At 66.0% G+C, this 26,540-nt stretch carries 30 protein-coding genes and 3 tRNA genes; 22 read left to right on the forward strand and 11 right to left on the reverse strand.

What is annotated here, in order from left to right; genetic code table 11:
• Positions 1-731: ATP-dependent metallopeptidase FtsH/Yme1/Tma family protein (locus B2W79_RS04325; protein WP_292787465.1), on the reverse strand; the 731-nt coding region annotated here is incomplete at its 3' end.
• Positions 732-826: 95 nt separating this feature from the next.
• Positions 827-1,378, reverse strand: a complete 552-nt coding sequence (hpt, locus tag B2W79_RS04330) for a hypoxanthine phosphoribosyltransferase (RefSeq protein WP_071327677.1) — start codon at positions 1,376-1,378, stop codon at positions 827-829.
• Positions 1,379-1,497: 119 nt separating this feature from the next.
• Between hpt and B2W79_RS04335 the strand changes: the two genes are divergently transcribed.
• A complete protein-coding gene (locus tag B2W79_RS04335) occupies positions 1,498-2,088 on the forward strand; it encodes a DUF937 domain-containing protein (RefSeq protein ID WP_071327678.1) in 591 nt (196 codons plus the stop codon).
• A gap of 26 nt (positions 2,089-2,114) precedes the next feature.
• Here B2W79_RS04335 and tilS read toward each other — a convergent pair whose 3' ends face one another.
• Positions 2,115-3,107: a tRNA lysidine(34) synthetase TilS gene (gene tilS, locus B2W79_RS04340; RefSeq protein WP_292787470.1), complete on the reverse strand. Its 993-nt coding sequence runs from the start codon at positions 3,105-3,107 to the stop codon at positions 2,115-2,117.
• Between the two features lie 101 nt (positions 3,108-3,208).
• Here tilS and B2W79_RS04345 point away from each other — a divergent pair, with 101 nt between their 5' ends.
• A complete protein-coding gene (locus tag B2W79_RS04345; protein ID WP_071327680.1) occupies positions 3,209-3,700 on the forward strand; it encodes an inorganic diphosphatase in 492 nt (163 codons plus the stop codon).
• 100 nt (positions 3,701-3,800) lie between these two features.
• On the opposite strand, the gene B2W79_RS04350 is transcribed toward B2W79_RS04345, so the two are convergent.
• Positions 3,801-5,150 carry a M23 family metallopeptidase gene (locus B2W79_RS04350; RefSeq protein WP_292787473.1) on the reverse strand — a complete coding sequence of 450 codons (1,350 nt, stop codon included), beginning with the start codon at positions 5,148-5,150 and terminating at the stop codon, positions 3,801-3,803.
• 211 nt (positions 5,151-5,361) lie between these two features.
• On the opposite strand from B2W79_RS04350, the gene B2W79_RS04355 reads away from it, so the two are divergent.
• The 3 genes from B2W79_RS04355 (at position 5,362) to B2W79_RS04365 (ending at position 5,680) form a co-directional block, all read left to right on the forward strand.
• Positions 5,362-5,434: transfer RNA gene (locus tag B2W79_RS04355), tRNA-Glu, on the forward strand.
• Positions 5,435-5,465: 31 nt separating this feature from the next.
• Positions 5,466-5,539: transfer RNA gene (locus B2W79_RS04360), tRNA-Asp, on the forward strand.
• 68 nt (positions 5,540-5,607) lie between these two features.
• Positions 5,608-5,680, forward strand: a tRNA-Phe gene (locus B2W79_RS04365).
• 168 nt (positions 5,681-5,848) lie between these two features.
• Here the strand turns inward: B2W79_RS04365 and B2W79_RS04370 are convergent.
• The 3 genes from B2W79_RS04370 to B2W79_RS04380 form a co-directional block, all read right to left on the reverse strand.
• Entirely contained in the window at positions 5,849-6,796 is a 948-nt protein-coding gene (locus tag B2W79_RS04370; RefSeq protein WP_029266130.1) for a hypothetical protein, read from the reverse strand.
• 90 nt (positions 6,797-6,886) lie between these two features.
• Positions 6,887-8,032, reverse strand: a complete 1,146-nt coding sequence (locus B2W79_RS04375) for a site-specific integrase (RefSeq protein WP_051667910.1) — start codon at positions 8,030-8,032, stop codon at positions 6,887-6,889.
• Positions 8,032-8,769, reverse strand: coding sequence for a helix-turn-helix domain-containing protein (locus B2W79_RS04380; protein WP_062635493.1), 738 nt, complete (start codon positions 8,767-8,769; stop codon positions 8,032-8,034). Before B2W79_RS04380 ends, B2W79_RS04375 begins: the two co-directional genes overlap by 1 nt.
• A gap of 95 nt (positions 8,770-8,864) precedes the next feature.
• Between B2W79_RS04380 and B2W79_RS04385 the strand changes: the two genes are divergently transcribed.
• From B2W79_RS04385 to B2W79_RS04430, 10 genes are all read left to right on the forward strand, one after another.
• Complete coding sequence (locus B2W79_RS04385) at positions 8,865-9,059, forward strand: helix-turn-helix transcriptional regulator (protein WP_062635491.1); 195 nt, start codon at positions 8,865-8,867, stop codon at positions 9,057-9,059.
• Between the two features lie 464 nt (positions 9,060-9,523).
• On the forward strand, positions 9,524-11,344 hold the full coding sequence (locus B2W79_RS04390; RefSeq protein ID WP_051667911.1) for a hypothetical protein: 1,821 nt from the start codon (positions 9,524-9,526) through the stop codon (positions 11,342-11,344).
• Between the two features lie 39 nt (positions 11,345-11,383).
• Positions 11,384-11,800, forward strand: a complete 417-nt coding sequence (locus B2W79_RS04395) for a hypothetical protein (protein WP_029266140.1) — start codon at positions 11,384-11,386, stop codon at positions 11,798-11,800.
• A 303-nt stretch (positions 11,801-12,103) separates the two neighbouring features.
• Positions 12,104-12,622 carry a plasmid mobilization relaxosome protein MobC gene (gene mobC, locus B2W79_RS04400; RefSeq protein ID WP_029266142.1) on the forward strand — a complete coding sequence of 173 codons (519 nt, stop codon included), beginning with the start codon at positions 12,104-12,106 and terminating at the stop codon, positions 12,620-12,622.
• Between the two features lie 2 nt (positions 12,623-12,624).
• Complete coding sequence (locus B2W79_RS04405) at positions 12,625-14,031, forward strand: relaxase/mobilization nuclease domain-containing protein (protein ID WP_029266145.1); 1,407 nt, start codon at positions 12,625-12,627, stop codon at positions 14,029-14,031.
• Between the two features lie 285 nt (positions 14,032-14,316).
• Positions 14,317-15,183, forward strand: a complete 867-nt coding sequence (locus tag B2W79_RS04410; protein ID WP_051667912.1) for a metallophosphoesterase family protein — start codon at positions 14,317-14,319, stop codon at positions 15,181-15,183.
• A 676-nt stretch (positions 15,184-15,859) separates the two neighbouring features.
• Positions 15,860-16,465, forward strand: a complete 606-nt coding sequence (locus tag B2W79_RS04415) for a hypothetical protein (RefSeq protein ID WP_143049225.1) — start codon at positions 15,860-15,862, stop codon at positions 16,463-16,465.
• A gap of 362 nt (positions 16,466-16,827) precedes the next feature.
• A complete protein-coding gene (locus B2W79_RS04420) occupies positions 16,828-17,172 on the forward strand; it encodes a hypothetical protein (protein WP_143049226.1) in 345 nt (114 codons plus the stop codon).
• A gap of 20 nt (positions 17,173-17,192) precedes the next feature.
• Complete coding sequence (locus B2W79_RS04425) at positions 17,193-17,492, forward strand: hypothetical protein (protein WP_029266153.1); 300 nt, start codon at positions 17,193-17,195, stop codon at positions 17,490-17,492.
• 178 nt (positions 17,493-17,670) lie between these two features.
• Entirely contained in the window at positions 17,671-17,952 is a 282-nt protein-coding gene (locus tag B2W79_RS04430; protein ID WP_029266155.1) for a hypothetical protein, read from the forward strand.
• A 413-nt stretch (positions 17,953-18,365) separates the two neighbouring features.
• On the opposite strand, the gene B2W79_RS04435 is transcribed toward B2W79_RS04430, so the two are convergent.
• Positions 18,366-18,713, reverse strand: coding sequence for a histone-like nucleoid-structuring protein Lsr2 (locus B2W79_RS04435; protein ID WP_029266159.1), 348 nt, complete (start codon positions 18,711-18,713; stop codon positions 18,366-18,368).
• 150 nt (positions 18,714-18,863) lie between these two features.
• Here B2W79_RS04435 and B2W79_RS04440 point away from each other — a divergent pair, with 150 nt between their 5' ends.
• The 5 genes from B2W79_RS04440 to B2W79_RS04460 all read left to right on the forward strand — a co-directional run bounded on the left by B2W79_RS04440 (position 18,864) and on the right by B2W79_RS04460 (position 21,758).
• Positions 18,864-19,109 carry a hypothetical protein gene (locus tag B2W79_RS04440; RefSeq protein WP_029266161.1) on the forward strand — a complete coding sequence of 82 codons (246 nt, stop codon included), beginning with the start codon at positions 18,864-18,866 and terminating at the stop codon, positions 19,107-19,109.
• Positions 19,106-19,756, forward strand: coding sequence for a hypothetical protein (locus B2W79_RS04445; protein ID WP_292787481.1), 651 nt, complete (start codon positions 19,106-19,108; stop codon positions 19,754-19,756). The genes B2W79_RS04440 and B2W79_RS04445 overlap by 4 nt, the downstream gene beginning before the upstream one ends.
• A 79-nt stretch (positions 19,757-19,835) precedes the next feature.
• Positions 19,836-20,033, forward strand: coding sequence for a hypothetical protein (locus B2W79_RS04450; RefSeq protein ID WP_071327683.1), 198 nt, complete (start codon positions 19,836-19,838; stop codon positions 20,031-20,033).
• Entirely contained in the window at positions 20,030-20,635 is a 606-nt protein-coding gene (locus tag B2W79_RS04455; RefSeq protein ID WP_029266166.1) for a GIY-YIG nuclease family protein, read from the forward strand. The genes B2W79_RS04450 and B2W79_RS04455 overlap by 4 nt, the downstream gene beginning before the upstream one ends.
• Positions 20,636-20,750: 115 nt before the next feature.
• Positions 20,751-21,758, forward strand: a complete 1,008-nt coding sequence (locus B2W79_RS04460; protein WP_292787483.1) for a hypothetical protein — start codon at positions 20,751-20,753, stop codon at positions 21,756-21,758.
• Between the two features lie 59 nt (positions 21,759-21,817).
• On the opposite strand, the gene B2W79_RS04465 is transcribed toward B2W79_RS04460, so the two are convergent.
• The 3 genes from B2W79_RS04465 to B2W79_RS04475 form a co-directional block, all read right to left on the reverse strand.
• A complete protein-coding gene (locus B2W79_RS04465; protein WP_197462133.1) occupies positions 21,818-22,231 on the reverse strand; it encodes a DUF3224 domain-containing protein in 414 nt (137 codons plus the stop codon).
• A 176-nt stretch (positions 22,232-22,407) separates the two neighbouring features.
• The gene (locus B2W79_RS04470) at positions 22,408-22,896 is read right to left on the reverse strand and encodes a hypothetical protein (protein ID WP_029266170.1); all 489 of its coding nucleotides are present in this window, start codon (positions 22,894-22,896) and stop codon (positions 22,408-22,410) included.
• Between the two features lie 148 nt (positions 22,897-23,044).
• The gene (locus B2W79_RS04475; RefSeq protein WP_199787686.1) at positions 23,045-23,674 is read right to left on the reverse strand and encodes a uracil-DNA glycosylase; all 630 of its coding nucleotides are present in this window, start codon (positions 23,672-23,674) and stop codon (positions 23,045-23,047) included.
• Positions 23,675-23,952: 278 nt separating this feature from the next.
• Between B2W79_RS04475 and B2W79_RS04480 the strand changes: the two genes are divergently transcribed.
• Together B2W79_RS04480 and B2W79_RS04485 are read left to right on the forward strand one after the other, a co-directional pair.
• Positions 23,953-25,821 (forward strand): alkyl/aryl-sulfatase, encoded by a 1,869-nt coding sequence (locus tag B2W79_RS04480; protein WP_036331343.1) that lies wholly within the window; start codon positions 23,953-23,955, stop codon positions 25,819-25,821.
• Between the two features lie 12 nt (positions 25,822-25,833).
• Positions 25,834-26,457: a hypothetical protein gene (locus B2W79_RS04485; RefSeq protein WP_051667916.1), complete on the forward strand. Its 624-nt coding sequence runs from the start codon at positions 25,834-25,836 to the stop codon at positions 26,455-26,457.
• The last annotated feature ends 83 nt before the right edge of the window (positions 26,458-26,540 follow it).

Below are 26,540 nucleotides of genomic sequence, written 5' to 3' on the forward strand. Positions count from 1 at the left end.
CGGGAGGCGCCGACACCGACGAACATCTCGACGAAGTCGGAACCGGAGATCGAGTAGAACGGAGCTCCGGCCTCACCGGCGACGGCGCGGGCGAGGAGGGTCTTTCCGGTTCCGGGAGGGCCGTACAGCAGCACGCCCTTCGGGATGCGGGCGCCGATGGCCTGGAACTTCGCCGGGTCCTGCAGGAACTCCTTGATCTCGTGGAGCTCCTCGATGGCCTCGTCGGCACCGGCGACGTCGGCGAAGGTGACCGTCGGGGTCTCCTTGTTGACGAGCTTGGCCTTGGACTTGCCGAACTGCATGACCTTGCCGCCGCCGCCCTGCATGGACGACAGGAGCCACCAGAACAGCAGACCGAGCAGCACGAGGGGAAGCAGCAGGGAGAGGAAGCCGTCGAACCAGGTCGCGCGCGGCACGGCGTCGTTGAAACCGTCCTTCGGAGCGGCCGCATCGATCGCGGCGACCACCTCGTCGGCGCGGGCCTCGACGTAGTAGAACTGGACGTTCTCGGAGCCCTCGTACGGCTTCGACAGCGTCATGTCCACGCGCTGATCGCCGTCGGTGGTGGTGACCTCGGTCACGGTCTTGCCGGAGAGGAGCTCGAGCCCCTCCTGCGTCGTGATCTGCTTCGGCGCGCCGAGGTTCGAGATCAGCAGGAATCCGCCGAAGAGCAGCACGCCGATCAGAGCGACGTAGATCAGCGGATTGCGGGTGAGCTTCTTCACATCCATGGTCGGATCAGCGTATCGCCTCCGTGCTAGGGGGCCGCTGTGCGTTCACCCACGGCGCAACGCCCCGAGGCTGGGTCGCTGAACCTGTCGAAGCGTCAGCTGTAGACGTGGGGCGCCAGCACGGCGACGTCGCGGAGGTTGCGGTAGCGCTCGGCGTAGTCGAGCCCGTAGCCGACGACGAATTCCACGGGGATGTCGAAGCCGACGTACTTGCAGTCGATCTCGACCTTCGCGGCCTCCGGCTTGCGCAGCAGAGCCAGGACCTCGATCGACTCCGCGCCACGGGACCCGAAGTTCTCCAGGAGCCAGCTCAGCGTGAGGCCGGAGTCGATGATGTCCTCGACGATGAGCACGTGCTTGCCGTGCAGGTCGGTGTCGAGGTCCTTCCGGATCTGCACGACACCGCTCGACTTCGTGCTGGCGCCGTAGCTCGACACCGCCATCCAGTCCATCGGCGCGTGGAACGGCAGCGCGCGCGCGAAGTCCGCCATGACCATGACCGCGCCCTTCAGCACGCCGACGAGGATGAGGTCCTTGCCCTCGTAATCCTTCGCGACCTGCGCCGCGAGCTCGTCGAGCTTGGCGTGGATCTCCTCCTCGGTGACGAGGATCTGTGCAAGGTCGTCCTGGATCTCCGCGGCGCGCATGGATCGATTTTAGGCGATGCGGCCGTGTGCTCCGTTCGCGCGCGTGCCTCCCCTGCGCGGGCGGCACCGCACTACTCTGACGGTGACGCGGGCGGACGCCCCGACGGAAGGAGATCCCCATGGCGACTCACGACATCCTCAGCCAGGTCCCCCTCGACGACATCGCGCAGAAGCTCGGAGTGTCGCGCGACGAGGCCAAGGTCGCGGTCGAGCAGGGCGGCGCCGTGCTGCTCGGCGGGCTGGCCAGGAACGCGGAGAGCTCCGAGGGGTCGGCGGCCATCGAGAAGGCTCTCGGCAAGCACCGCGGTGCGTCGAGCCCGGCGACGGTCGACGACATCGATCAGGAGGACGGCGAGAAGATCGTCTCCCACATCCTCGGAGGGAAGGAGAAGGAGGTCACGAAGGAGCTGACGGAGTCGAAGGCGACCCCGGGCATCGACTTCGGAAAGCTCCTCCCCATCCTCGCGCCGATCGTGATGGGTCTCATCGCCAACGCGACGAAGGACAAGACGGCGAAGGCGGACGCGGGCACGGAGGGCTCCGGCGGGATCGGCGACGTCATCGGCGGCATCCTCGGCGGCGGCGACTCCGGCTCCGGCGGCGGGCTGAGTGACGTGCTGGGTGGCCTCCTCGGCGGCGGCAAGAGCGGCTCCGGCGGCGGCATCGACCTCGGCGGCATCCTCGGCGGCCTCTTCGGCGGCAAGAAGTAGGACGTGACGCCGCCGCGGTCCGCGATTCAGCGGGTCGCGGCGGTGAACACGATCCGGCCGCCCTGGCGCACGGCGGCGCACCCCGGCAGGTCGATCGGCCCTTGACCCGACCAGTCGGTCACGAGGCGGGCGACCTCGATCGTCTGCGTGCGGCTCAGGCTCGCCCCGAACTCGCTGTCGACCACGAGCCGGATGATGCGGTTGCGCAGCGCCGCGGGGTTGGCGGCGAGCGCGGCGACGCTCACCGAGATGCCGGCCTCGGCGTGCTCGACGATGTCCTCGATCGTCTCGTGGGTCATCTCGTCGAACGCATCCGCATCCTCCCGGAGCTGCTCGGCGGTGCGGGCCAGTGCCTCGGCGATGCCTGGGCCGAGCTGCGCCTCCAGCACCGGGAGCACGTGGCGACGCACCCGCACCCGCGTGTAGCGGTCGTCGGTGTTGTGCGGGTCGTCCCAGGGCTGCAGCTCCGCCGCGGCGCAGAACGCACAGGTGGTCTCGCGGCGCACGCCGAGCAGCGGGCGCAGCCACCGGAGGCCGTCCTCGTCCTCCCGCTCCGGCGCCATGCCCTGCAGGCTCGTCGCCCCGGAGCCGCGCGCGAGCCCGAGCAGGACGGTCTCCGCCTGGTCGTCGAGGGTGTGTCCGAGCAGGACTGCCCGCGCGCCGATGTCGCCCGCCGCCTCCTGGAGCGCGCGGTACCGCGCATCCCGCGCGGCCGCCTCCGGCCCGCCGTCGCCGTCGACCTCGACGCGGACGACGAGCGCCTCGAGCCCGAGCCGTCCGGCGACGCGTGCCGTCTCGGCGGCGACCTCGGCCGACCCGTCCTGCAGGCCGTGATCGACCGTCACCGCGGTCGCACGCACCCCGCGTTTCGCGGCCTCGAACGCGGTGGCCGCCGCCAGTGCGAGCGAGTCGGCACCGCCGGACACCGCGACGACGACGGTCGAGCCCTCCGGCAGATCGGCGAGCGCGGTGCGCACGGCGAGGCGGATCTCGGCGACGGCGGGGTCGAGGGAAGGCATCCCTCCACGCTAGGGCACCGTCTCGTCCGTCACGGTCGGATCCGCGACCCCCGAGTAGGCTGGTCGGCGGCATCCAACCGATCTTCCTGAGGAGCACACGCATGGGCGCACACGACGCCGTCATCGAGATCCCGCGCGGCAGCCGCGTGAAGTACGAGGTCGACCACGAGACCGGGCGAGTGCACCTCGACCGCGTGCTCTACACGACCTTCGGCTACCCGGCCGACTACGGCTACTTCGACAACACGCTCGGCGAGGACGGCGACCCGCTCGACGTGCTGGTGCTCCTCGACCACCAGATCTACCCCGGCGTCGTCGTCGAGGTCCGCCCGGTCGCCGTGCTGAAGATGAGCGACGAGGCCGGTGGGGACGACAAGCTCGTCGCCGTGCTCTCCAAGGACCCGCGCTGGGCCCACATCCAGGACATCGACGACATCGCCGAGTACACGAAGAAGGAGATCGCGCACTTCTTCGAGCACTACAAGGACCTCGAGCCCAACAAGTGGGTCAAGGTCGACGAGTGGGGCAACGCCGCCGAGGCGCAGCGCATCCTCGACGAGGCCATCGTGCGCTTCGGCGAGCAGGGCCACTGACCCCACCGGAGTCGCTGACCTTCTCTGGGTCGCTGAGCCTGTCGAAGCGAAGACCCCCGGACGCCGGGCGTCCGGGGGTCTTCTGCTGTCCGGCCGTCCGTCAGACGGAGATGCCCTTGCTCGCCATGAAGTCGATGGGGTTCGTGTACCGGCCGTTGATGTAGACCTCGAAGTGCAGGTGGCAGCCGAAGGAGCCGCCGGTGTTGCCCGCATACGCGATGACCTGGCCGGCGCGCACCCACTGGCCGTTCCGGACCGCGAAGCCGCCGGGCTTGATGTGCGCGTAGCCGGTGGCGATACCGCCGCCGTGCTGGATCCGGACGTAGTTGCCGTACCCGCCGTTGTAGAACGCGGCGTCGACAGTGCCCGAGTGGGCGGCGTAGATCGCCGCGCCGCAGCCGTTCGCGAGGTCGACGCCGTAGTGCCAGCTCGACGAGCAGCCGTTGGCGTTGCACTGCTGCGAGCGGGGGCCGTAACCGGAGCTGCGGTAGCCGCCGTGCGGACGCACCCAGCCGCCGCTTCCCGGGGTCCCGCCGCCGCCGCTGTTCCCCCCGGCGTTCGCGGCGGCCTCGGCGGCTTCGCGGCGCTTACGCTCCTTCTCGCGCTCCTCGACGCCCTTCTGGTAGCCGGCGACGGTGGTCGCGGTGGTGTCCTTCAGCGCGGCGAGCTGCGCCTGCATCGTGGCGAGGTTGGAGGACTGCTCGTCGAGCGCGGCCTGCGCGGCGTCTGCGGCCTGCTGCGCCGCGACCATCTTCTCCTCGGCGATCTTCTGGAGCCGGTCGCGCTCGTCCCGGGCGACGACCGCCTGGTCGCTGAGCGACTGGGCGGAGTTCCGCGCGGCGACCGCGTCGTTGTAGACGGTCTGGTTGTACTCGAGGAGCTTGTCCATCGACCCGAGGCGGGCGAGGAGCTCGTCGGCGTTGGCTGCGGAGCCCGCGAAGAACAGCTCCAGCGAGGTGTCGTCACCGCCGTTGCGGTAGAGCTGCGCGGCGACCTGACCGGCCTTGCGGGCGGACTCGTCGGCGACGGCCGCCTGCGTGTCCGCCTTCTCCTGCAGCGAATCGGCCTCGGCGATCGCGGCGAAGTAGGCCTGCTGCGCGTTGTAGAACTCGGTCGAGGCGACCTCGGCGGCGGCCTGCGTCTCGGAGACCTTCTGCGTGAGGGACTGGATCAGTCCCTCGATGCGCTTCACCTCTGCGGCCTTGGAGGCCTCGTTCTGCTTGGCCTTCTGCACGTCGTCCCAGCTCGGGTAGGACGCGGCGTGGGCGGCCGTGACTCCGGACGAGATGCCGAACGCGCTGAGGGCGACGACGCTGAGCGCGCCGAGTCCGAGAGCACCGCGGCGGCTGATGCCGTCGCCGAAGAGGGTGCGTCGCTCCGTCGGGGTGGGCGCACACCCGCAGTCCGCGGATGCCGCGAGTGCCGCATCCTGCGTGGTCTTGTCGTTCACACGGCCCCTTCCGCCGGTTTCACAGATGCCACAGTAACAACAACTTTCACACCAGCACCAGACTCCCGGAGCGCCGGAAACGGCACCTCCGCACCCTCCATGGTCTCGCTCGAACACGCCCGGGGGAAGCGGGTTCCGGGCTCGATTCGCGATTTGCCCGGATGATCCTTTATGCTTGAGCGTCGGCAAGGAAGTCCCCCGGGACTGACTCGGCCCCATCGTTTAGCGGCCTAGGACGCCGCCCTTTCACGGCGGTAGCACGGGTTCGAATCCCGTTGGGGTCACTCCATCCGATACAATTGAAAACACCAGTATGGCCCTGTAGCGCAGTTGGTTAGCGTGCCGCCCTGTCACGGCGGAGGTCGCGGGTTCAAGTCCCGTCAGGGTCGCTCCGTGCGACGAGCTCTTTCTTCGGAGAGGGCTCTTCGTCTAGGACGCGGCAGCATCATCGCCGCGCGGCTCTGTAGCTCAGTTGGTAGAGCGTTCGACTGAAAATCGAAAGGTCACCGGATCGATGCCGGTCGGAGCCACTGGAACCCTCGCGTAGCTTCTACATCGCGGGGGTTCTTTTATGCGCTTATCAGGGTTTTTCCGCGTCAGCGACTGCCTCCCTCCGGGCAGGCTCTGGGGTTTTCAGTCGTGGACTCCGCACAAACTCCGCACTATCAGGCTCAGGCAGCAGCGTCGCCCGAACGCAACTAGCGCCCAATCCTGACCCCAAAGTCTCGATGCATCCCCAGAGATAGAAGCCCCGTGTAGTTGCTAGCGAAGGGCACGGCACGAAGGTGGTCAATCAACGCTCGCTGACGAATCGTCACTGAGCCCTGTTCACCAGTCAAGCGCGCCTTCGCCACCGCGTGGATCGCGTCGATCTCGTCGGCGAAAGCGGATGCAACTGCGAGGTTGATGGAAGGGAACGCGAACTGGATCGTCTCTCGCCACTGTTGCACCCCCTCTTCGGCGCTAGGACCCTTGCTGAGGAACCGGATGGACGGTCCGTGGTGGTCGATGATCACGCCATTCGGGTCCTCCTCGCTACCGAGGCGCAGCCCGGATTTCCGAGGTTGCACTGCAAGCCCGTGCTTCGTCGAGTTGTACACGTTAGCCTCGCGGGCGAGCAGCGCGGCTGCCCGAGTCAAGAGAAATCGAAGGACGTCAGCGTCCTCTGTCCATGCCTCCGCGGATACCTCAGCAGGCGCATCGAGCCTGCCGCGGAATACCTCGCGCAATAGCTCATTGCGCGGAGGGCTGGTCAACAAGTCGCCCGCCATCTGCTTGAACTTCGCGAAGCTCGTCAACGACGAGAGCTTCAGCGGCGGACAAGGCTCCGGTTCCACGTGCGCGAAGTACAACCGCAGGAGTGCCTCCGCCGCGAGGTACATGATCGAGATCGACTCGACCACAGCGAATCCGTCGATCTCTTCGTCGTCTAGTGGCACCTCTAGCTCGACGCCCATACCCCACGCACGGACACCTCCAACGAGCGCGGGATGCAAGGCGGCATCGGCGTCGCCGAGGGCGACGAGCAACGCGATTCGAGTTCGCAGGTACTGCGATGGTGAATGCGAATAGAAGTCACGGTTCAGCTCGTCCGCAAGATTCAGCCCGCTCGCAGGATCAGGCGCCGGCGGCTGCTCATCAGTCATCGATGGATCGTATCCGCAGCCACGGACACTACGATCGGGTAGAGCGGAAGCCCTCTCCTCACTCCGCCCCGGGCTGCTTCTCGCACCGGATTAGATCAGCCCGTCCAGCTTCTGGCCCATGATGCCTGCAGCTTTGGTGGAGCCCTTGATGGTGTTCATGTACACGTCCTGGGTCATGCTCGGGTTCTCGTGTCCGAGGTAGTCGGCGATCTCTGTCGCGGACAGTCCAGCCTTGTCAAGAATCGTGGCTACCGACTTTCGGAACGCGTGCGTTGACAATCCCGGGTACCCCAGGCCGTCGCGACGGTCTCGAAGCTCCCGCTGCGTGTTCGAGGGATCGCGAGGGCGCATCAGCGGAGTCGGGAAGATGAGGTTGGTATCGGCGCGCAGCCTCTCGTGCCGCTTGTGAAGGAGGAGCATGGTCGCTTCCGGCAAGTGGGTGGTACGCGCGGACTTGTCGGTCTTCGCGAACTCCTGCCGCACAATTCCCCGCCCCTTCACACGCACATTCTGCGCGACAACGGAAGCTGTGCCGGCGGCGAAGTCGATAGCGCTCGCTTCGAGCGCGCACACCTCGGCCACTCGCCACCCTGACGCGAGCATGAACGTGATCAGATCCACCGTGTCCCACTCGTTGAGCTTCTCGTCCTCACGGACGCGCTGGAGAAACATCGGCAGTTCGTCCAACGGGATTGCGGTGCTGCCCTTCTTCTTCCTTTGGGTGACGCGCTCGAGCTCACGCACGGGGTTGTGCGACAAAGCCCCGTTCCGCACCGCTAGGCCGAGCATGCCACTCAGCGCCGATCGGCAGTTCTTTGCTGCCCCCGGGCCGGCTTCCTTCTCAACGGCGTTAAGGAACTTCTGCAGCCGTTCAGGTGTGGCCTCGGCGACTGAGAGGTCGCCGATCCGGGGCGCGATATGAGCGGTGACTGCATAGCCGTAGGTCTCCAGCGTGCCTTCTGAGCGCCCCAACTCACGCCGGGACTCCAAGAACCTCTGGCCGAGGGCGCGGAGGTGCGTTGCCGGTTTCAGCTCGCCACCGCGGTCGGCCTCGATCGTGGTCAGCGCATGCCTCAGCGCGGCCGTCGCCTTGGCCTTGCTCGGCGCGTGCTTCTCGATCTGGCGGGATTTGCCGTCCGCGAAACGATACCGCGTGCGGGCACGCCACTTCCCCGGCTGAACCTCGGCCACGTGGATGGTGCCGTAGGTTCCGATCGCCATTCGAGGTCTGGCCATCAGACTTCACCGTCGGTGGATGCGCGGAGTTCGTCAATGAGCACACGCGTGACGCGCCCACGCGCCTGCGGCGTGCTGTCCTCGCCGGCGCGGAGCAGGGCCTCGACTTCAAGGGAATGGCCCCAGAGTCGCGCCGCGTACTGCTGAAGCAGAGGTGGGCGTATCCCAAGCTTCTTTGCCGCCCGAGACTCTGCAAGGCTCACACTAGGCCGACGAGCGCTCTGACGCGTGTCACGGTCGGGCACCTCCGTCATGGCCCCCCACTGTGCATCCACCTGGTCATACGACTCGGACTTCCTGCCGTGCACCCTCATATGCTCAAGGGCCGCCATCTCGAGTTCCTCGTCCCACTCGTGATCCCCACCTATCGGCGCGGCGCCCACGTGCGCATAGTCGCCATCCTCGAGCGCGATCGGTGCGCCCGACAGTACGCGGTTGACCCACTCCCGCCGCACGGGCTGATCCTCACGGAGCTCGTACGGCCGTTCCAGCAACTCCGCAGCCCCAAGAAGGTCGGCGAGTCGAAGCGGCTCACCAGAGAGCTTTCCAAGTGCGAGTGCGAGCGTGAGAAGCGTCGGAACCGTCGGCGCAGCCTTGCCCCGCTCAATCGCCTGGACGCTAGACAGGCTCCACGTTGCTCCGTAATCGCGTCCAACGGTCGCGATCGCCTCAAGGGTAATCCCGTGCCGCCGCCGGTAGGCGGCAAGAAATCCGCCCACCGCTTCCGCGTATGCCATTGATTCCATGCTTACAAGTTACCAGAATCATGTAGCTTGTGTTACGGTACCTCACAAGTTACAAATTTCTGGTACTCGCTATCAAAGGACTCCGCATGACACAGACGACGAACACCCTCCTCGACGTTCACGATCTCTCCGCCCAGACCGGCATGTCTGTGTCGACTATCTACCGCAAGCGGTCGCTCGGTGAGCCGCTCCCCCGGGCCGTGAAGATCGGCGCCGCTGTTCGCTGGCGTCAGGCCGATGTCGACCGTTGGATCGAGGAGCAGCTCGAGCCGGCGATGTGATGCGTCCTCGCCGGACCCATTGCGCGCGGAAACCGTGCGGAACTTCGAGGCAACTGTCGGGACCGACACGTTCCGCGTGGTGTTCCGCACGTGGCGCGCCCCGCCGTCGCCTAGATAACCCGCGCACGGGAGCGGAGATGCGGACGGAACCCCATCACTTCTCTATTGGCACCTCGGAGGCGAAATAGGTGCAGTCCGCGCAGGAGAAGTGCGGGGGTGACTTCCGCACTACCGATCTTCCTCGGCTCCCGGGAGCGTGCCTGCTCTTGCCTCGCCCCCGAAGCGGCCTGCTGGTGCTCAACACGCGCACGGCAGGGTGCAGGCGCGGATACGAAGGGACCGCAACCACAAGATCGACATCACGCTCGAACCCTGAGCGAGCACTACCCATACGGAAGAAACAAAAAGGGCCACCGAGCTGCAACTCGGCGACCCCATGGCGGATCTGAAAGGAGATCCTGCATTTGACTACCACCAGCGTACCTGAAGACCGCGATATCCCCGAGGCGCTCGGGAAGCGGTCCACCGCGCAGCAGCTCGTTGAGTTGGCCCTCGATCACTACGACCTTCACGTCGATACCGATGGCAAGCCTTTCGGTGTTCGCAAGGGCGGTCACGTAGCGATTCCTCTCCTCGGCAGCAGACGCTCCGTCCGCAAGGAACTCGGCGGCATGTACCGGCGTCGGACCGCTCGCACAGCCTCGCAGAACGCGTTGACTGAGGCGATGAGCGCGCTTGAGTACGAGGCGGAGGAGAGTTTCGAGCCCATCAAGCTGCACCTGCGCACGGCGCGCCCCAGCGACGACGAGATCTTCATCGACATCGGCGATCGCAGTGAGCAGGTCATCCGCGTGACGGCAGCCGGCTGGGAGATCCTCGACGGCGACGATGACCTTCCCGTGCTGTTTCGCCGCACCGCCGTGACCGCCCCTTTGCCCGTCCCTGCGCGCGGCGGAAACCTCGACGCATTGTGGGAGTTCGTCAATCTGCCGGCCTCGGACCGCGGCTTGATCATCGGCTGGCTCGTCGCTGCGACGATCCTTGTCGGTCTTCCGTGCCCGGCCTTGGCTCTGCTCGGTGAACAGGGAACCGCCAAGACCAGTAGTGCACGACGGCTCTTCTCCCTGTTCGATCCGACCACCGCGCCGGTGAGGCGCCCACCGAACGATGCGGACCGGCTGCTTCACGCCGGGGCTCACTCGCGCGGCGTGGTCTTCGACAATATGTCGTCGATGCCGCGTTGGTTGTCGGACGGCTTGTGCCGATTCGTGACCGGTGAAGCTGATGTCGACCGCGCGCTGTACACCGACGACGACGTGCGCATCATGCAGGTGCAGGGCGTCCTGGGATTCACCAGTATCGATATCGGCGTTCTCAACGGCGACCTCGCCGAGCGATGCGTCTGGGGAGATCTTGAGGTGATCCCCGCAGACAGGCGTCGCTCAGAACGCGAGTTGAACTCCGCTTGGAACGCGAGCTACGCCTCGATGGTGGGTGCATTGTTGGACCTTGTTGTTCTGACCTTGCAGCAGCTGCCCGTCGTGAAACTCGGCAACAAGCCTCGGATGGCGGACTTCGCCGAGATCTTGGCCGCTCTTGATCATGCAACGGGGTCAGACACTCTGAGCCGTTACCGGCGGGCGCAAGATTCTGTCGCCGAGGACATCGTGAGCACCGACCAGTTCCTGGTGGCGATCACCGAGACGATCAAACGTCGCTGGACGGGTACCGGCAAGGCCCTTCACGAGCTCTTGCGCAGACCCTCGGACGATCGCTATTGGCCCGAGCCTCGTGGCATGAGTGGCAAGCTCCGGCGAGTGGCTCCGGATCTTCGAAAGGCAGGGTGGCAGATCGACGAGATCAAGCCGGACCCGACCACCAAGCGTTCCAAGACTTGGGTTCTGGTGCCTCCGGATTCCGCCATCTCCGATGCGGATCTTGCGAGCGTGAAACTGACCCGCGAGTTCGTCGCTGAAGACGTTCGAGCGTGGATCGCTAGGTTCATGGCGAACGGGGCCACCGCCTCATGCGCCACCGACCACGGATCCGCTGCGAGCTCGGGCTTCCCTATCACTTGCCGGACGCCCGGCTGCACTGCCGGCTGGCGCTCCGAGTGGGACACGCCGTTGCAGCGGTCCCGAGCGCTGACCTCACGACTCGCGGACGAACTCACGGCTCTCGGTATCAGCGTTGCTGACCTGGACCAGTACGTCGGCAGCGATCCCTTTGCACCTCCGGGTAGGGGCGAGGAGACCGTAGCCCCACCTAAGACCGAGCCCCGTTGATCGGGGCTGACCACTACACCGCACCGTTAGGAGAACACCATGCGAAGGACCCGTAGTCAGCTCCGAGCTGCGCAGATCGCCGCGCTGCAGGCCGAGCAGGACGCCTACGACAAGAACGTGAACGACGCGATCAAGGTCGCGGCGTTCGCACGCTGTGACGCCGTCGAGCAGCTGTACGAGCTTCTCGACGTCCAGCCTGAACCACCCATCATTCGTGATGGCAAGCACGGCCGCTACGAGGTCACGTCCGATAAGGACGAGGCCAAGCGCGCTGCTCGCCTCATCGAGGCTGTCACCGTCCTGCTATCAATTGAGGAGCAGCCTACGACGCAACCAGTCGGCAGTGATCGTCAGGTTCCTGCTCAGGCAGCTGAGAGACCGCCGCAGGCGGCTTCTCCGGCCCTGGTCGCGACGACTTCAAGCACGCCGACGGCGGTCAAGCAGCCAGCCGCCTGAGCGTTGCGTCGCCCGCGGCCCCGTGCGGTCGCGGCGAGTAGAGAAACCCCATCTGCCCTCGAAGAGGCGCTGATGGGGTTTCTCCGTTTCGGAAGGTGGCGCCACGACCTGTGCGTGGAGGCGGGAGCCTTCATCCGGGTGTCGGGCCGGAGGCCTGACCAAGGAGTATCCAAGGACAGGAGCGCAGCGATATGTCTGACGGATAAACTGCTTGCCGTTATTTGTGTAGTCTGGGACCACCCTCGCGGAGCGGGGAAGTAAAGGCCCAGACTGCACAAAGAACCGAGCGAAGGGGACGACCTGATGACGAGGACCGGCAAGGCGAGCGAAGCGACGCCGCGTCGTCCGAGGAAGAGGGTCGTCAACTTTGCGAAGCGCCGCACACTGAGGTTCAGCGACGACGAGGAACGAGCCGTCGACGACGTGCGGCGAGCTTTGGCCAAGTCCTCCGGACGCGACCTCGAAGAGGTCTCCTTCTCCGAAGCTCTGCGCCTGCTCATTACTGACCGTGAGGGTGCCGCCGAGGTGGAAGCGAGGGCGCTGGCTATCGAGCGCCAGGGCCCGAACGTGACCGACTGGGGCCTGGCCGACATCTCCGATCGGCTCGGGTACGAGCTCGGTCCGATTCGCAATCACATCGCGCATATCGGCGGCAACCTCAATCAGATCGCGAAGCGGCTGAATATCGGCGACCCGGTGACCGCTGGGGAGGTCTCGGAGGCTCTCCTTACGGTGGCTGAGCTACGCGATGTTCCCGACGATATCGAGAAGCGCATCGCACGCCTCGTGGACCATGGCCTGCCGCCGCGCGGGACGGTGTAGTTATGCCTGTTGTGGTGGCGAGCTCGACGCGGTCGGCCGATGCGCTGATCAACTATGCGCTCGATGACAAGCCCGAGCAAGATGGCGAGCGGTACGTCATGGCGTCCGGCGTGGGCGGCATGCTGGTATCGGTCGCGAAGCAGCAGATGCGCGACGTCCGCAAGAAGTGGGGTAAGGACAAGCCTGGCGCGTTCGTCCAGGCGTATCACGTCATCCAGTCTTTCGCGAAGGACGAGTTGGACCCCGAAGAGCCAGACGACTGGCTGACGGCTCAGAAGCTCGGGACAGCACTCGCAGAAGAGAGGTTCCCCGGCCGACAGGTGCTCGTTGTAACACAACGAGACGGGCGAACAGGCTGTGTGCACAACCACCTCGTCGCGAACTCCATCGAGACCAAAACCGGCCGCAGTCTCAACAGTTCAGTCGTCACGCACGCACGCCTTGTCGAGGCACATGAGCGTGTTCTTGAACAGCGCGGCTTCGAGCAGCGAGCGGACCTCAAGCAGGCCTTCAGCGACGCGAACGAGCGCTTCGAGCGGGGCGAGCCGAGCGGTCTTCGCCGCGCCGGGTCGACCGCGGACAGTGAGCTTCGCGAATGGCAGCGGCACATCATCTGGGAAACAGAATGCGACCTCGCGGATGAGTTCGGTGCGCCCCGCAACAAGCAACCTTTTAGTCTCACCGTGCTGAGGGCGAGCATCGAGAACACGCTCGCCGATCCAGCCGTTGTCGACTGGGACAGCTTCGTCGAAGTCGGTAGAACCCGAGGCGTTCAGATCGAACAGCGCGGCAAGAAGGGCCGTGGCATTTCGTACGGCATGCTTCGCGAGAATCCGGACCGAACCCCAGCCGATCCAACGCCGAGTGATCGACGCCGCTGCACCACACTCGGCACGGCCTTCGAGAGGGACGCTGTTGAGACCGCTTTCGCTCGCAACAGCGCGGTGACATTGTCCGTGCCACAACACACGACTGTTGAACGCCGACTGTCGCCCAAGAAACGCATGATGATCGCTCTGGACGAGGCGACACAGGAGGCAAATCGCGCCGCGCAACGCCTGGTGGCTACAGCCCTGTCAAACGCCGACGCGATGACAAGCGAACACGAGAATTCCGGTGCGCACGCTCCCACCGAGCTACCCGCAGTCCCGGGCACAATGGGACTGTCGGAACTCCGAGAAACTCAGCCACGGATCGCGGACCCAGAGGAACCAGAAACGGAGGTCACGGTTCCCGACTACCGTCCGCACGACGTCGAGCAACCGCGATCGGCGCGGCCGCAGGCTAACACCGGTGAGAATCAGGAGACCTCCCCCAAGCCTCGCCCGCTGCGACTGCGGTTCCCCGCACTCTTCGAAGAGGCGGAGCTTTCCGCGCCCGATCACCAAGAACGGAGCATCGGCGACTAGCACTGTGCAGTGGGTGGCCGGTGACCGCCTCGTGTCCATATAGTGGTCCGACGGTGCCCACACTACATAGTCGCTAGTGGCAGTCCGAAAAACGGGCTTCAGCTGGTCCTTTACAGGCCGGTTCGTGGTCACTAACGGGACACCGCATTTCGCTGGGCAGCAGGGGTGGCCAGAACATGACCACAATATGGTCGCTCGGCGCCCACTGATCTCGGCCGTTTCGCATTCTCCACGTTGAGTTGTCGACGCCATGTCCGAGTCGGCACTCACGGGCATGATGGATGGATGCAGATCCATGAGACAGCCGACAGCTTCGACCTGCCGGATGAGCGCGTGTGGGTCGTGGGCGACCTCCACGGCAATGCTGGATGGATTCAAACGCTGCTGCCCGCGATGCGTCGGCATGACCCATCGCTGCGCACCATCCTTCAACTCGGAGATTACGGTTTCGAGCATGCTCAGCCCGGGACTGGCCCGGTCGATTATTGGGCGAAGCGCACAGGCATCGAGCGCGTGCTGGTCACGCCTGGCAACCACGAAGAGTGGAACCACATCACCCCGGCGCAGGAAAGCGCCTCCGGTATGGCGATCAGGGTCAGTGACGTCGTGTGGCTCATCCCCCGGCCGTTCCGTTTTCAGATCGCGGGACGCGAGGTGCTATCGCTCGGCGGCGCGTCCAGCGTCGACAAGGCGTTTCGAACTGCGGGCAAGGACTGGTTCGAGGATGAACTCATCACGGAACCGATGGAAGCCGCCGCGATTGCCGGCGGCCCGGCCGACCTTATGCTCACGCACGAGTCTCCAGCGATCGCGGTACCGGAGGTGCAGCGGCTGCTCACGAACAATCCGCATGATTTTCCTCCCGAGGCGTTGGCCGTATCTGCTGCACAGAGAGAGCGTGTGCAACGTGTATCTGATGCTGCGCTCCCCCGCTTGCACATGCACGGCCATATGCACGTTTACGGTAAGTTTGAGCGCGAGGACGGCAGGACCGTGGTCAGTCTCGATCGGGACACGTTTGCCTGCAACGCAGGAGTGCTCGACCTCGCGGGCCTCGCGTTCAGCCCACTTCCACTCAACGAGATCCGCGGCGGAAGACGACGGTACAAGCACCGCGCTGATCAAGGCGATGGCGCCGTCGTTCGCAGCTGATGGACCGGCGGATCGTCACCCTCCGCGGGATGATGCGAGCAGCCCGGAAGCGACTGGCCTCATGCGCTCTCCACTTCGAGGCGCAGATCGCGCTGCCCCGAACCGGTTGCTGGGGGCTTAGCGAGCGCCCCAGCTCCGTAGGAGCATTCCGCTGAGCCCTGTGCTCATCCGCCCAGAACTCGTCTCCGGGCGTGGCACAAATCTGACCTCTCTGCCCTTCTAATCACGGGAATGAGACCTCAGCGGACGCCGATGGAGCTAAGTGTGTCATTGGACCGCCAGCGGCCTGGATGATGATGAACCCGGCTCGATGCTGAACTCGATGAGCCGAATCGTATTTACTTTGTTTATTTCGCGGGGCAGCTCACGTTGCGCGCACGCCGGCCCACGCAGCTACGTGGTCACGTCGCTCTGAACACATCGACGCGGGACGTCGATAGCTAGGTCACGGGCGCCTGCCCCGGCCGCGCCGACTACGACGATGTCGACCTGATCGCTGAGGTTCTGCATCAACAGTGACCCCCCGCCGCTTACGCAAGCTATACTCGCTAATGACCGTTAGGATCCGATGATGTCGAACGCAACCGCACACCCCCTCCGCAGCGATCGACGCGCATACCTCACGGCGACTCGGTCGGACGAAGGTCGCGAGATCACCATCAAGATCGTCGGTCCTGTGGAATTCACGGACCACGAGGCCGAGGAGCTCGCGCACGAGCTGAACGTGCTGGGCTCCAGCGGTCGGCGCGCTCACCTCATCAGCATCCTGCAGGGCGTGAACAAGGCGCTCCGGCTCGAGGAAGAGCCTGGGCACTCGTCGCTGACGGAGGCTGAGCTGGACGCACTGCGCGCAGCCGGCTCGCTCGTTGAGCCGGAGAACGCGCTGCCTGTCGAAGAGCGCCCCAGCGTGCTCACGGCCCTCCGCCAGCAGGACATCCTCGCTGAGGCGCTGCCGACTAAGCGCGTCGCAGAACTGCTCGACGTGACCGAAGGCCGAGTGCGCCAGCGCCACGGCGAGGGGACTCTCTTCGCGATCCCGGGCCCCGGCCGCGGCCTGCGGTTCCCGACGTTCCAGTTCACCGACCACGGTGAGCTCCCGGGCTGGGGAACGGTGAGCCGAGCGCTGCCCGAAGGGGCGAACCCCGTGGCCGTGGAGTACTTCCTCACTCACGCTCACCCCGACCTGGGAGACGGCGAGCTGACTCCTGCCCAGTGGCTCGCAGCCGGCAAGCCCGCAGAACCTGTCGCGGCGCTGGCCGAGCAGGCGTTCTCGATCCGATGAGCGCGCTTCCTGCCCCCGACGCATCGAAGTTCCCGCATCCTCTCCCCCCGAGCGCTGTCCGTACGCTGCCGGCCGGCACGATCTTCGGACGCATCTACGACGCCGGCGGCGCTCACCCTGCCCGGTGGCACGAGCTCCGCCACTTCGGGCCCACGGGGAGCCGATTCGATCACCACCCCGATCCCGTGGGTCACCATCCGAACCACGCCGTGACCTACGTCACGCCCCAGATCACGGTTCCACCGGAGACGGCAGTTCAGAGCCTCCTGCTCGTTTGCCTATCAGAGTGCTTCAGCGACCGAGGCGTCATCGAACGCGGTGGCGTCGGAGCGGGAGGGACCGGGGGCACGCAGCCTCGGTTCGTGCTGTTCGCGACCACCCGCGAGATCACACTCCTCGACCTTATCGACAGCACCTGGGTCACGGACGTCGGCGGGAACGATCAGATCAACACTGGCGATCGGTCGCTGTCCCGGCCGTGGGCCCGCGCCATCCACCAGGCATATCCCGACGTCGACGGCGTCTTCTACCGCCCCCGCACCATCGCGCAGCGTCCGCAGCTCCCCGAGGCTCGCGCCGCGGCGCTGTGGGAGCGCGCCGAAGACGCCCTGCCGGTGAGCCCGACCGCGGACATCGAACTCAGCTCGCCTGGACTCACCGTGACGCTCGAGTCGTTCGCGAAGACCCTAGGCCTCGGCTTGGCGTAGAGACCCGAAAGGAGGGTGTCATGACCGCCCGTACCTGGTCTCAAGACCTCGAATACCTTCGCACTACGCTCACGCGTGCTCAGCAGACGCGCTATCGGCGCCAGGAATTTGTCCAGCTCGAGGACGGCAACACGGAGCTCGGATGGGTTCTCTATGAACGCGAGCAGATGCTCGCAGCAGTGAACGCTCTCCACGCCGCTGCAGGCAAAGCGCCCGTCTCGAGCGACCAGCTCCAGGCTGCAGAAAGCAGTGCCTGTGGCCATGTCGACTATACGTCGAAGTTCGCCATCGGGTGCGCGGACCTGGTGGCCGCGGAATGAGTCCGTCATCCGCCACCCCGCACGCCTCCGACTCGGCCGAGCAGCGCATGGCGGAGCAGCGCATGGCGGAGCGCGCGATCGTCGCGGCCGTCGCCGAGCAGCTGGGCGTCGCGCTCACTCCCGCTCGGATCGCGATCGATGACGCCCACATGGAGATCGACGGGCGACCCCAGACCGCATGGTCCTCGTGGAGGCCTACGCCCGTATCGGCGCACTCAAGGGTGCGCAGCCCCGCAAGCTCGCCACCGACGCGTTCAAACTCGCCTGGGCCGGTCAGAAGCTCGGTGCGACCCGGCTCATCCTCGCCGTGGCTGACGAGGCGGCGGCCAGCTACCTGCATCGCCCGGGCGCGTGGCTGACGGCTTCCATCCGCGACGCCGGCATCGAGATCATCGTCGCCGAACTCGGCGACGTGATGCGCGAAGCGATTCTCGCGGCGCAGGCTCGTCAGTACCGCTGAGATTCAGCTACTGTAGCTCGCGGCGGCCGCGACGGAACTTCTTCTTCTTGAGCGGCGCCGTCGGCCGTGGATCAGCTGCCTGCGAGAGCGGATCGACGTACCCTCGCCGGTTCGCCGGCACCCACCCCTTTGGTGTGTGATCGCGCTCAGCATGGCGTGCGTCGAGCCCGGCCTCACGCCGTTGCCCACGTGCGCGCCCCGCGCGCGCCTGGCGCTCTTTCGCGATGCGTTCACGCTCCTGCTCACGCAGGACGTCCGCTCGCCGCTGCTCCTCAGACGTAAGCCGCGGGGCGCCATCAGAGGAACGAACCGGGTGCTTCTTTCCGTCGCCGACGCGCAGACGGATACTCGCGGCGTTCTTCGCCTTCCAGTTCGTCCCCTGCTCGAACCCGCGCGCCTCTCCCACGGCGGCCTCAGTGCGCGGCGTCGTACGCCTGCTGCACCGCGTCGGGGACGCGGCCGCGGTCGGAGACCTGGTGACCGTTCTCCTTCGCCCACGCGCGGATTGCCGAGAGGTCGCGCTTGGCGGCGCCCTGCGAGTTCCGGCGCCCACGGCCTCCGCGAGTACCGCCGGCGGACACCCGGCGGGCTGCCGCGATCCACGGCTCAAAGGCCTCTCGCAACGCTGCTGCGTTCTTCTCGGACAGATCGATCTCGTACGCGGTGCCGTTCAGGGAGAAGGTCACCGCCTCGCCGGATCCGACTTCCAGGACTTCTCCGTCGATGTCGTCGACGAGCTGATGCACGATTTTGCGGGCCATGCCGCCGAACATATCAGCCAGCATCTAAGCCGAATCGCAATGGTGGCCGATATCCCGCGAACTGCGTGCGGGATTCGAGACCACTCTTGTCGATGTCGACCTCTCGACGTACCATTACTAATGCATTACTAACACGCTTGGAGGCCTCGAATGGCTGCACGACCGATCAGTTTCGCCGTCGAAGAGACGGACGTCCCTTTGCTCCAGGAGCTCGCCGATGCGTTCGGCGGCGGCAACCGCAGCGAATTCCTGCGCGTCGCCATGAAGGAGTTCAAGAAGAAGCTCCGCGTCCAGCAGATGAACGATCTGCACGCCGAGATGCTCGAAGAGCGCGGCGGCAAGGTCTACACGACCGAGGAAACGCTCAAGCTCATCGAGGACTTGGGAACCTCATGAACAGCCAGCGGGAGCGCCCTCGGATCGCGGTCGTCTACGACATCAACGTCTACCTCGACCACATCCGTAGCGGCACCGGAATGCTGCTCCCCGACAAGCTCCCCTCCCCTTCGGCGGCATCCGACGCTCTCTCGCTCGCGTTCGATCAGCAGGTGCGTTTGTTCACCTCGCCGCACATCCTGCGGAACGTCCACCGCCTGATGATCGCCTCCGGGCAGTCTGAACGAACCACGGCCAAGTACATCGAGTTCGTCGCCGAGGCCTGCGACGACTCCGGAGGCGCGATCGTGGACCCGGTCGTCCGCGACTATGCCATCGGGAATCACGAGGACAATAACATCCTCGCCCTCGCGAAGGACCCCGCCGTCGACGCGGACGTGATCGTCTCCTCCGACCATCACCTCATCGATCTCGGTCCCGCATGGAACGGCCGGCTGATGATGCGGCCGCGACAGTTCACCTCGCACATGGTTCGGTCCAGCTTGCAGAGTGCGGCTCAGCGCACCCCCGCCCCGAAGGTGCCGCGGACTCCCGCGCCACCGAAGCGCGTCTCCGATGCCTTCCCCGAGCTTCGCGGTGTGCACCTCGATCGGTATGGTCTTGCTGGCTCCTCCGCACCTCAGCGAGAAGATGGCCTGCAGCACTGAGAACAACCCGGGACACTGCCGACCTTCGAGGACAATCCGTGGGAATGCGGTCAACGAGGGCATCGTGCATGATGACCTCATGAGCGCATCGCACGACGTCATCACCCCCGCCGAGCTCGGCCGCGAACTCGGTCACAACGACGGTGATCGGCCCGGCATCACTGTGCGCCGCTATCTGCGCGAGCGCTACCCCGACCACTTGAAGAACCAGCGCTGGGAGCTGACCCCCGAGCAGGCCGACGAGGTTCGTGCGCACTTCGGCAGGACCTCGGCGTGAGCGCTGACTCCCTGCACGACCTCACCAATCCTGCCGTCGCCGCGCTCACCGGAGAGCGCTGGGCGATCATGGAGGCCGCGCAACTCGTCCCCGCCCGTCCCGGACTGTACGCCATCTACGGCGACGAGCAGGCCTGGCGGGATCTCCAGCTTGAGCCGGCTCCGGATCATCCCCTGTACGTCGGCAAGGCCGAGGAGAGCCTGGTCTCGCGCGACCTGAACGGTCACTTCGCCACGAACCCGAAGTCCAAGCCCCGCACCGGCGGGTCCACGGTCCGGCGGTCGTTCGCCGCCCTCCTGCGCGACTTCCTCGATCTGCATGCGGTCCCGCGCAACCTCGCGAAGCCGGAGCGCTTCGCGAACTACGCCCTTGCCGACGGCGGCGACGCACGCCTCAACGAGTGGATGCACGCGCGCCTCCAGCTCTCTGTCTGGCCGGCGCCAGCGGACATGCGGGTCCCGCTCGGCGACGTCGAGACCAGCGTCATCGTGCGCCTCACACCACCGATCAACTTGGACAAGAACCCCGGCAGGCTCCCCCGGCTCTCGGCTGCTCGAGCCGCGATGGCCGCCGAGGCCGCCGCGTGGCGCCCCGAGGGCTGAACGCCATCGTGGAACTCGAGATCACCGCTACTCCGCGCGAGACACTCGTCTGGGCGCCGTCGACCGAGCACGCTGCACAGCTGCGACGAGAGCTGACTGACTCCGGCTACCTAGAGTGCTCGATGCTGATCCGTGGGAGCTGAACCAGCAGAGCATCATCCCCGAGGGCGAGCATCTCGAGTTCGACCCTGCGCGGATCTTCAACGTCGACATCGGCGCCGACGCGAACGCGTCCCTGCAGATGCTCGTCGACTCCGGTCACGTGCTCTTCTGGCACCGGTGGCATCCGCGACCAGCCCGGAAGATCTGGGGGGTCGCCGTCTCGTCGCAGCGTGGTCGCCGAGCAGGCACCAGTCCGGTCGAAAGCGCCGTGCACTTCGGACTCAAGGTCCGCGGCAGCCGCGAGCTCGGCCTCCGCATGTCGCGCGAGACCTACGCCCGGATCAACAAGCGCTCCTCCCTGCAACGCTGGTACCGCGAGGAGGACCCGTATCTCTGGGACGCGATCGACGACAGATACGAGGACCCCGACCACCGCATCTACACAGACGCATGGTGCTCGTTCCTCCAGGAGCTGGCACTGGCGAACTACGACCTCAACATGGCGCACTTCGCCTCCCTCGACACTGCCGAGTTCGATGCCGCGCTGCAGGCGGCAATCACCAGCCAACCGGGCATGACCGAGGTCACCGATCTCACGAAGTGGGATGGGGTGCCCGGCCTCTACGTCATGGTGCTCGACGAGTACCGCCAGGCGTATGTCGGCGCGACGAACGCCTCGGTCGGAGTGATGAAGCGCATCAAGCAGCACTGGACCGGTGCGAAGCCTCTGGACCGGTTGATCTGGCCCGATCCCCGAACGTCCATCCTCTCGATCGACAGCTTCAGAGCTCTCGACACCACGCGCATCTTCGCCGCCAGGACCTCGCGGTCGTTCGACGGTGAGAACCCGCTGCTGGACCTCTTCCCGCCGCAGTTCATGTTGAACCGCATCATGGGCGGCCGCGATGTAGTGAAGCTCGCCGGCCTCGTCGGCGTCGACCAGGTCATCAGAACGCGCGTCTTCGACGCCGCCGCGCCTGACCAGCAGACTGAAGCCGCGAGCAATCTCAGTCAGGCCTGAGACACCTTCAACAGGCGAGCCGCTTGCGCTTCACCCGTGCTGTCAGCTCAGCGCGTAGGTCAACAGGTAGCGGTGTTCCCGTCGATGATCTCGAGGTCGAGCGTTCCGGTGATTCCTGCCAGGTCCGCGGTTCCCGAGCCGGGCACGATCTCGTAGCGCAGCTGTTGGTCGGGTGCCGTCATCGTTCCGAACTGCTGGAACGCGAAGCCTCCGCGCAACCCGTCGAGCTCGCCGTCAACGGTTTCCACGGCGACATAGCCCGCCTTTCCGGTTGCCGGATCGCCAGCTGCGAGCATCGTCCCGGCCCCCTGCCCGGCAAGGTCACCCCGCCATGTCTTGGTGATGACCATTCGGCGGATGCCCGCCTGATCGTGCTCCGCGGGCTCGAGCGACACCTCGAACGTTCCTCTTGCCGTCCTCATGTCGCCACTGACCTCCGCGGTCCTGATCTCTTCGCCCATCAACGCGCTCAACGGTGTCCTCTTCCTGTCATGGCTTCGACGTTACGGGGCGCGAGAACCAGCGTGCTTGAAGATTCGCGACACCATGTGTCCGTCGGGACTCGCCTGGAACGAGCCACCAACTGCAACAGAACAGCCCCCATTCGCTCCGAGAGCGTGGGGGCTGTGCCGACTAGTGAGCGAAGTGCTTACTCGCGGCTGAGGCGCACGGTCATCGTGGTGCCCATCGCGGTGACCTCGTAGCTGAGCTCGTCGTTCTCGTACGTGAACGTCTTGGTCGCGTCGCTCGATGCCATGATCGAGGACTCGGTCTTGGACGTGTCGTTCGCCGAATCGAAGGTGAACGAGTCGCCCTCTGCCGGGACCTCGACGGTGCCGGCCCAGTACAGCGACTTCGTGTCACCGCCGTCGGCGACCCAGTGGACCTCGATCGTGTCACCGGTGATCGTGGCCTCCTGCCACGCGTCCTCGGAGTTGGAGTTGTTCTGCTTCCAGGAGCCCTCCAGACTCACCGGCTCCGGAGCTTCCTCCTCCTGGACCTGCTCGGTCTCGGACGAGGAGGACTCGCCGCCAGACGACGAGCTGGACGGTTCGGGAGATGCGCACCCCACGGCGCTGATGCCGAGGAGTGCCAGAAGTGCGATGGTCGCGCCGAGCTTGGGTGCTGTGATGTTCAAGGGATGCCTCTCCGAGCAGGTTGATGTCGACGCTGACCGTATCAGCGCCTACTGACACCTTCGGTTCTCAGTGCGAGACGCGAAAGGCGCTGATGACCATCGTTACCGGACGGTCATCAGCGCTCGCGTGGCGAGCTCCCCGTGCCCGTCATGGCGTCGATCGCACGGGCTCGAGCAGACCTGCCACCTCGACGAACGCGTCGGCTCGTCGCTTTACGCGTGCAGCTCTCTCCTCGAGATCCCGCACGAAGAGAGCCTGCGGCGAAGGGTGAAACGTCCGAACGACGGTGAGACCCCGCTCACGCTCGATCTCAGGGGACTGCCTAAGCAACCGGCGCCAGGCGTGATCCGCATCACCACCCTGGAGTAGCACGACCTTCAGCCTCGGCGCGAGTTCCAGCAGGTGCAGGATCGTCTGGACGCCGGCATCCAGCTCAGCCGCCTTCGGGGCGCGGTTGATGTACCAGGGGTACGCATTCCACGGCAGCAGCTCGTACGGAGATAGCGCTGCTTGCTCGAGCAGGACCGCCTGAAGCTCGGCGCTGCCGTCGTTGTTCTCGACGCAGATGAAGCCCGAACCCTTGCCGTCCTGCGTCGCGGGCCCTGGATCGCGAAGAATGCTCAGCACCCGCGCTTCGACTCCACCATGAAGGGGCGCGACGTACGGCGCCCACCCGCGGCCGACCTCACGCAGTTCGTCGACGTACTCGTTGACCGGCGCGATGTGCAGCGCATAGCGATCGTCCCACTGCTGCTGTCGAAACTCAGGGTCCGCCATACGTCGGGGCATGCGCCGACGGTATCAGCCAGCGTCCGTCCGGGTGTGCGGGATGCCGCACGTGCGACCGAGGGAGTCGCCACCCATGAGGCATCCCGCGTGAGGCCTCCCCAGCCTCGTCCCCAGAACCGGACACCCGCGGGGGCCCGCGGTGATCCGATACCTCAGGATGCCGCGTGACAGCGGCCGGCACAAGGTTCAGACGAAAGGTGGTTGTCACCGTCTTTCGTGACCGCAAGACTCGTCGTGAACTGTTCTTCGGAGACGGGAGCACCATCATGGGTCAGCGCGACGCATCAGAGACCATCCGGCAACAGCAGGCAGAGCTGCAGGCACGGCTCCCGTTCGACGATGAGCGGGATCTCGCGGCGGCCGAGCGAGGATTCATCGGCACGCTAGACGAGCCTGCGATCCGCAACGCCGCCGGCGATATCATCTGGGACGCGTCCACCTATGACTTCTTGCAGGGTGATGCTCCGGAGACGGTGAACCCGAGCCTGTGGCGCCAGAGCACGCTGGTCGCCAAGCACGGCCTGTTCGAGGTCGTGCCCGGCCTGTACCAGATCCGCGGGCTCGACCTGTCGGTGATGTCATTCGTCGAGGGCGACACCGGCGTGATCGTGATCGACCCGCTGATCTCGAAGGAGACCGCAGCCGCGGCGATGGCGCTCTACCGGCGTCACCGCGGTGACCGCAAGATCACCGCTGTCATCCACACCCACTCTCACATCGACCACTTCGGCGGCGTGCAGGGCATCGTCTCACAGGCCGACGTCGACGCGGGGGTCGAGATCATCGTCCCCGCGGGCATGGTCGAGCACGCGGTGGCAGAGAACGTCTACGCGGGCACCGCGATGGGCCGGCGCGCCGGGTACATGTACGGCGCGGCACTCGCACGCGGCCCGCAGGGGGCAGTCGGCGCCGGTCTCGGACAGACGACGTCGACCGGGGAGGCGACCCTGCTCGCGCCGACGCTGGAGATCACCGAGACGGGGCAGACCCACACCGTCGACGGGCTGGAGATCGAATTCCAGATGGCGCCGGGCACCGAGGCGCCCAGCGAGATGCACTTCTACTTCCCGAAGTACCGGGCGCTGTGCATGGCGGAGAACGCCACGCACACGCTGCACAACCTGCTCACCCTGCGGGGCGCGGTCGTGCGGGATCCGCACGTGTGGTCGCAGTACCTCACCGAGGCCATCGAGCGTTACGGCGACGACGCCGAAGTCGTGTTCACCTCGCACCACTGGCCGACCTGGGGCAACGCGGAGATCCGTGAGTTCCTCGGTCTGCAGCGGGACCTGTACGGGTACCTGCACGACCAGACGCTGCGGATGCTGAACCAGGGCATGCAGGGCGCCGAGATCGCCGAGGCGATCCAGCTGCCGCCCGCGCTCGAGAACGCCTGGCACGCCCGCGGCTACTACGGCTCGGTCAGCCACAACGTAAAGGCCATCTACCAGCGGTACATGGGCTGGTTCGACGGGAACCCGGCTCGGCTCTGGCCGCACGCGCCGAAGGAGCAGGCGAAGCGCTACGTCGACGCGATCGGAGGCATCGACCGGGTCCTCGAGCTCGCCCGCGCCGCCTTCGACTCGGGAGACTTCCGCTGGGCGGCCACACTGCTCGACCACGCGGTCTTCACCGAGGAGAACAATGCGGAAGCGAAGGCGCTCTACGCCGACACCCTCGAGCAGCTCGGCTACGGCGCTGAGAACGGCACCTGGCGCAACTTCTTCCTCTCCGGGGCGACCGAACTGCGCGAGGGAAACTTCGGTACCCCGACCGTGACCAACGCCCCAGCCATCCGAGCGCAGCTCACCCCGGAACAGCTGTTCGATGCCGTCGCGATCACCGTCGACGGCCCGCGCGCCTGGGACCTCGACCTCGGATTCGACATCACACTCAGTGATCTCGACCGCTCGTTCCACGTCACGCTCCGCAACGGCGTGCTCGTCTACGTCGAGCGCGAACCCGCCACAGATGCCGCACTGCATCTCACCCTCACCAAGGAGCGGCTCATCCGCCTCGCCGGCGGAGACCTCGACGCCGAGGGCCTGGACGTGCGCGGCGACCTCGGCGTCCTGAAGCAGTTGCTCGGCGTACTGACCCCCGGAGACCCGGCATTCGAGATCGTGCTGCCCTAAAAGACGGCGCGCATGGACGCCACCGAGAAAGTCACTCATCCCGGCCGGTGGTTGGAGGTGGCCACGGTGGTGCTGCTGTCCATAACCGCGGTCATCACCGCATGGTGCGGATTCGAGGCGTCGAAATGGGGCGGTGAGATGTCTATCGCCTTCAGCCAAGCGTCCAGCGCACGTGTCCAGGCCGCCTCCGCCGAAAGCAGGGCCCAAGCGGCGCGCCAATACGATCTGACCATCTACACCGAATGGGTGCTCGCCACCGCAGACGACGACCAGGAACTCGTCACCTTCATCGAGGAACGCTTCACGGACGAGTTCCGGATCGCGTTCGACGCCTGGACGGCGGAGGGGCGCGTATCCCAGGGGCCCCTCGCCAGGGAGGAGTACATTCCGCCGGGGACCGAGGAAGCGGAAGACCTGCACGCGCGCGCGGACGCCAAGTTCGACGAAGCACTCGTGAACAACCAGCGCGGAGACAACTACGCTCTGCTCACCGTGCTCTTCGCGCTCGTGCTGTTCTTCGCGGCGCTGTCCCAGAACCAGCGCGCCGAATGGCGCCGGCGCACCTTCTTCATTCTGGGCCTGACTCTCGCTGTCATCGGTGTGGTCATCTTGGCGACGTTCCCCGTGAAAGTGTGACTGGCGTCGAAGCCCTGACCTCTCGGCCATAGCCCAGCGAATAGTCTGGTGAAGCCGGTAACCGAAAACCGGCCCGGCACGAG

The sequence above is a fragment of the Microbacterium sp. UBA7513 genome (assembly GCF_002478345.1).
GTDB lineage: Bacteria > Actinomycetota > Actinomycetes > Actinomycetales > Microbacteriaceae > Microbacterium.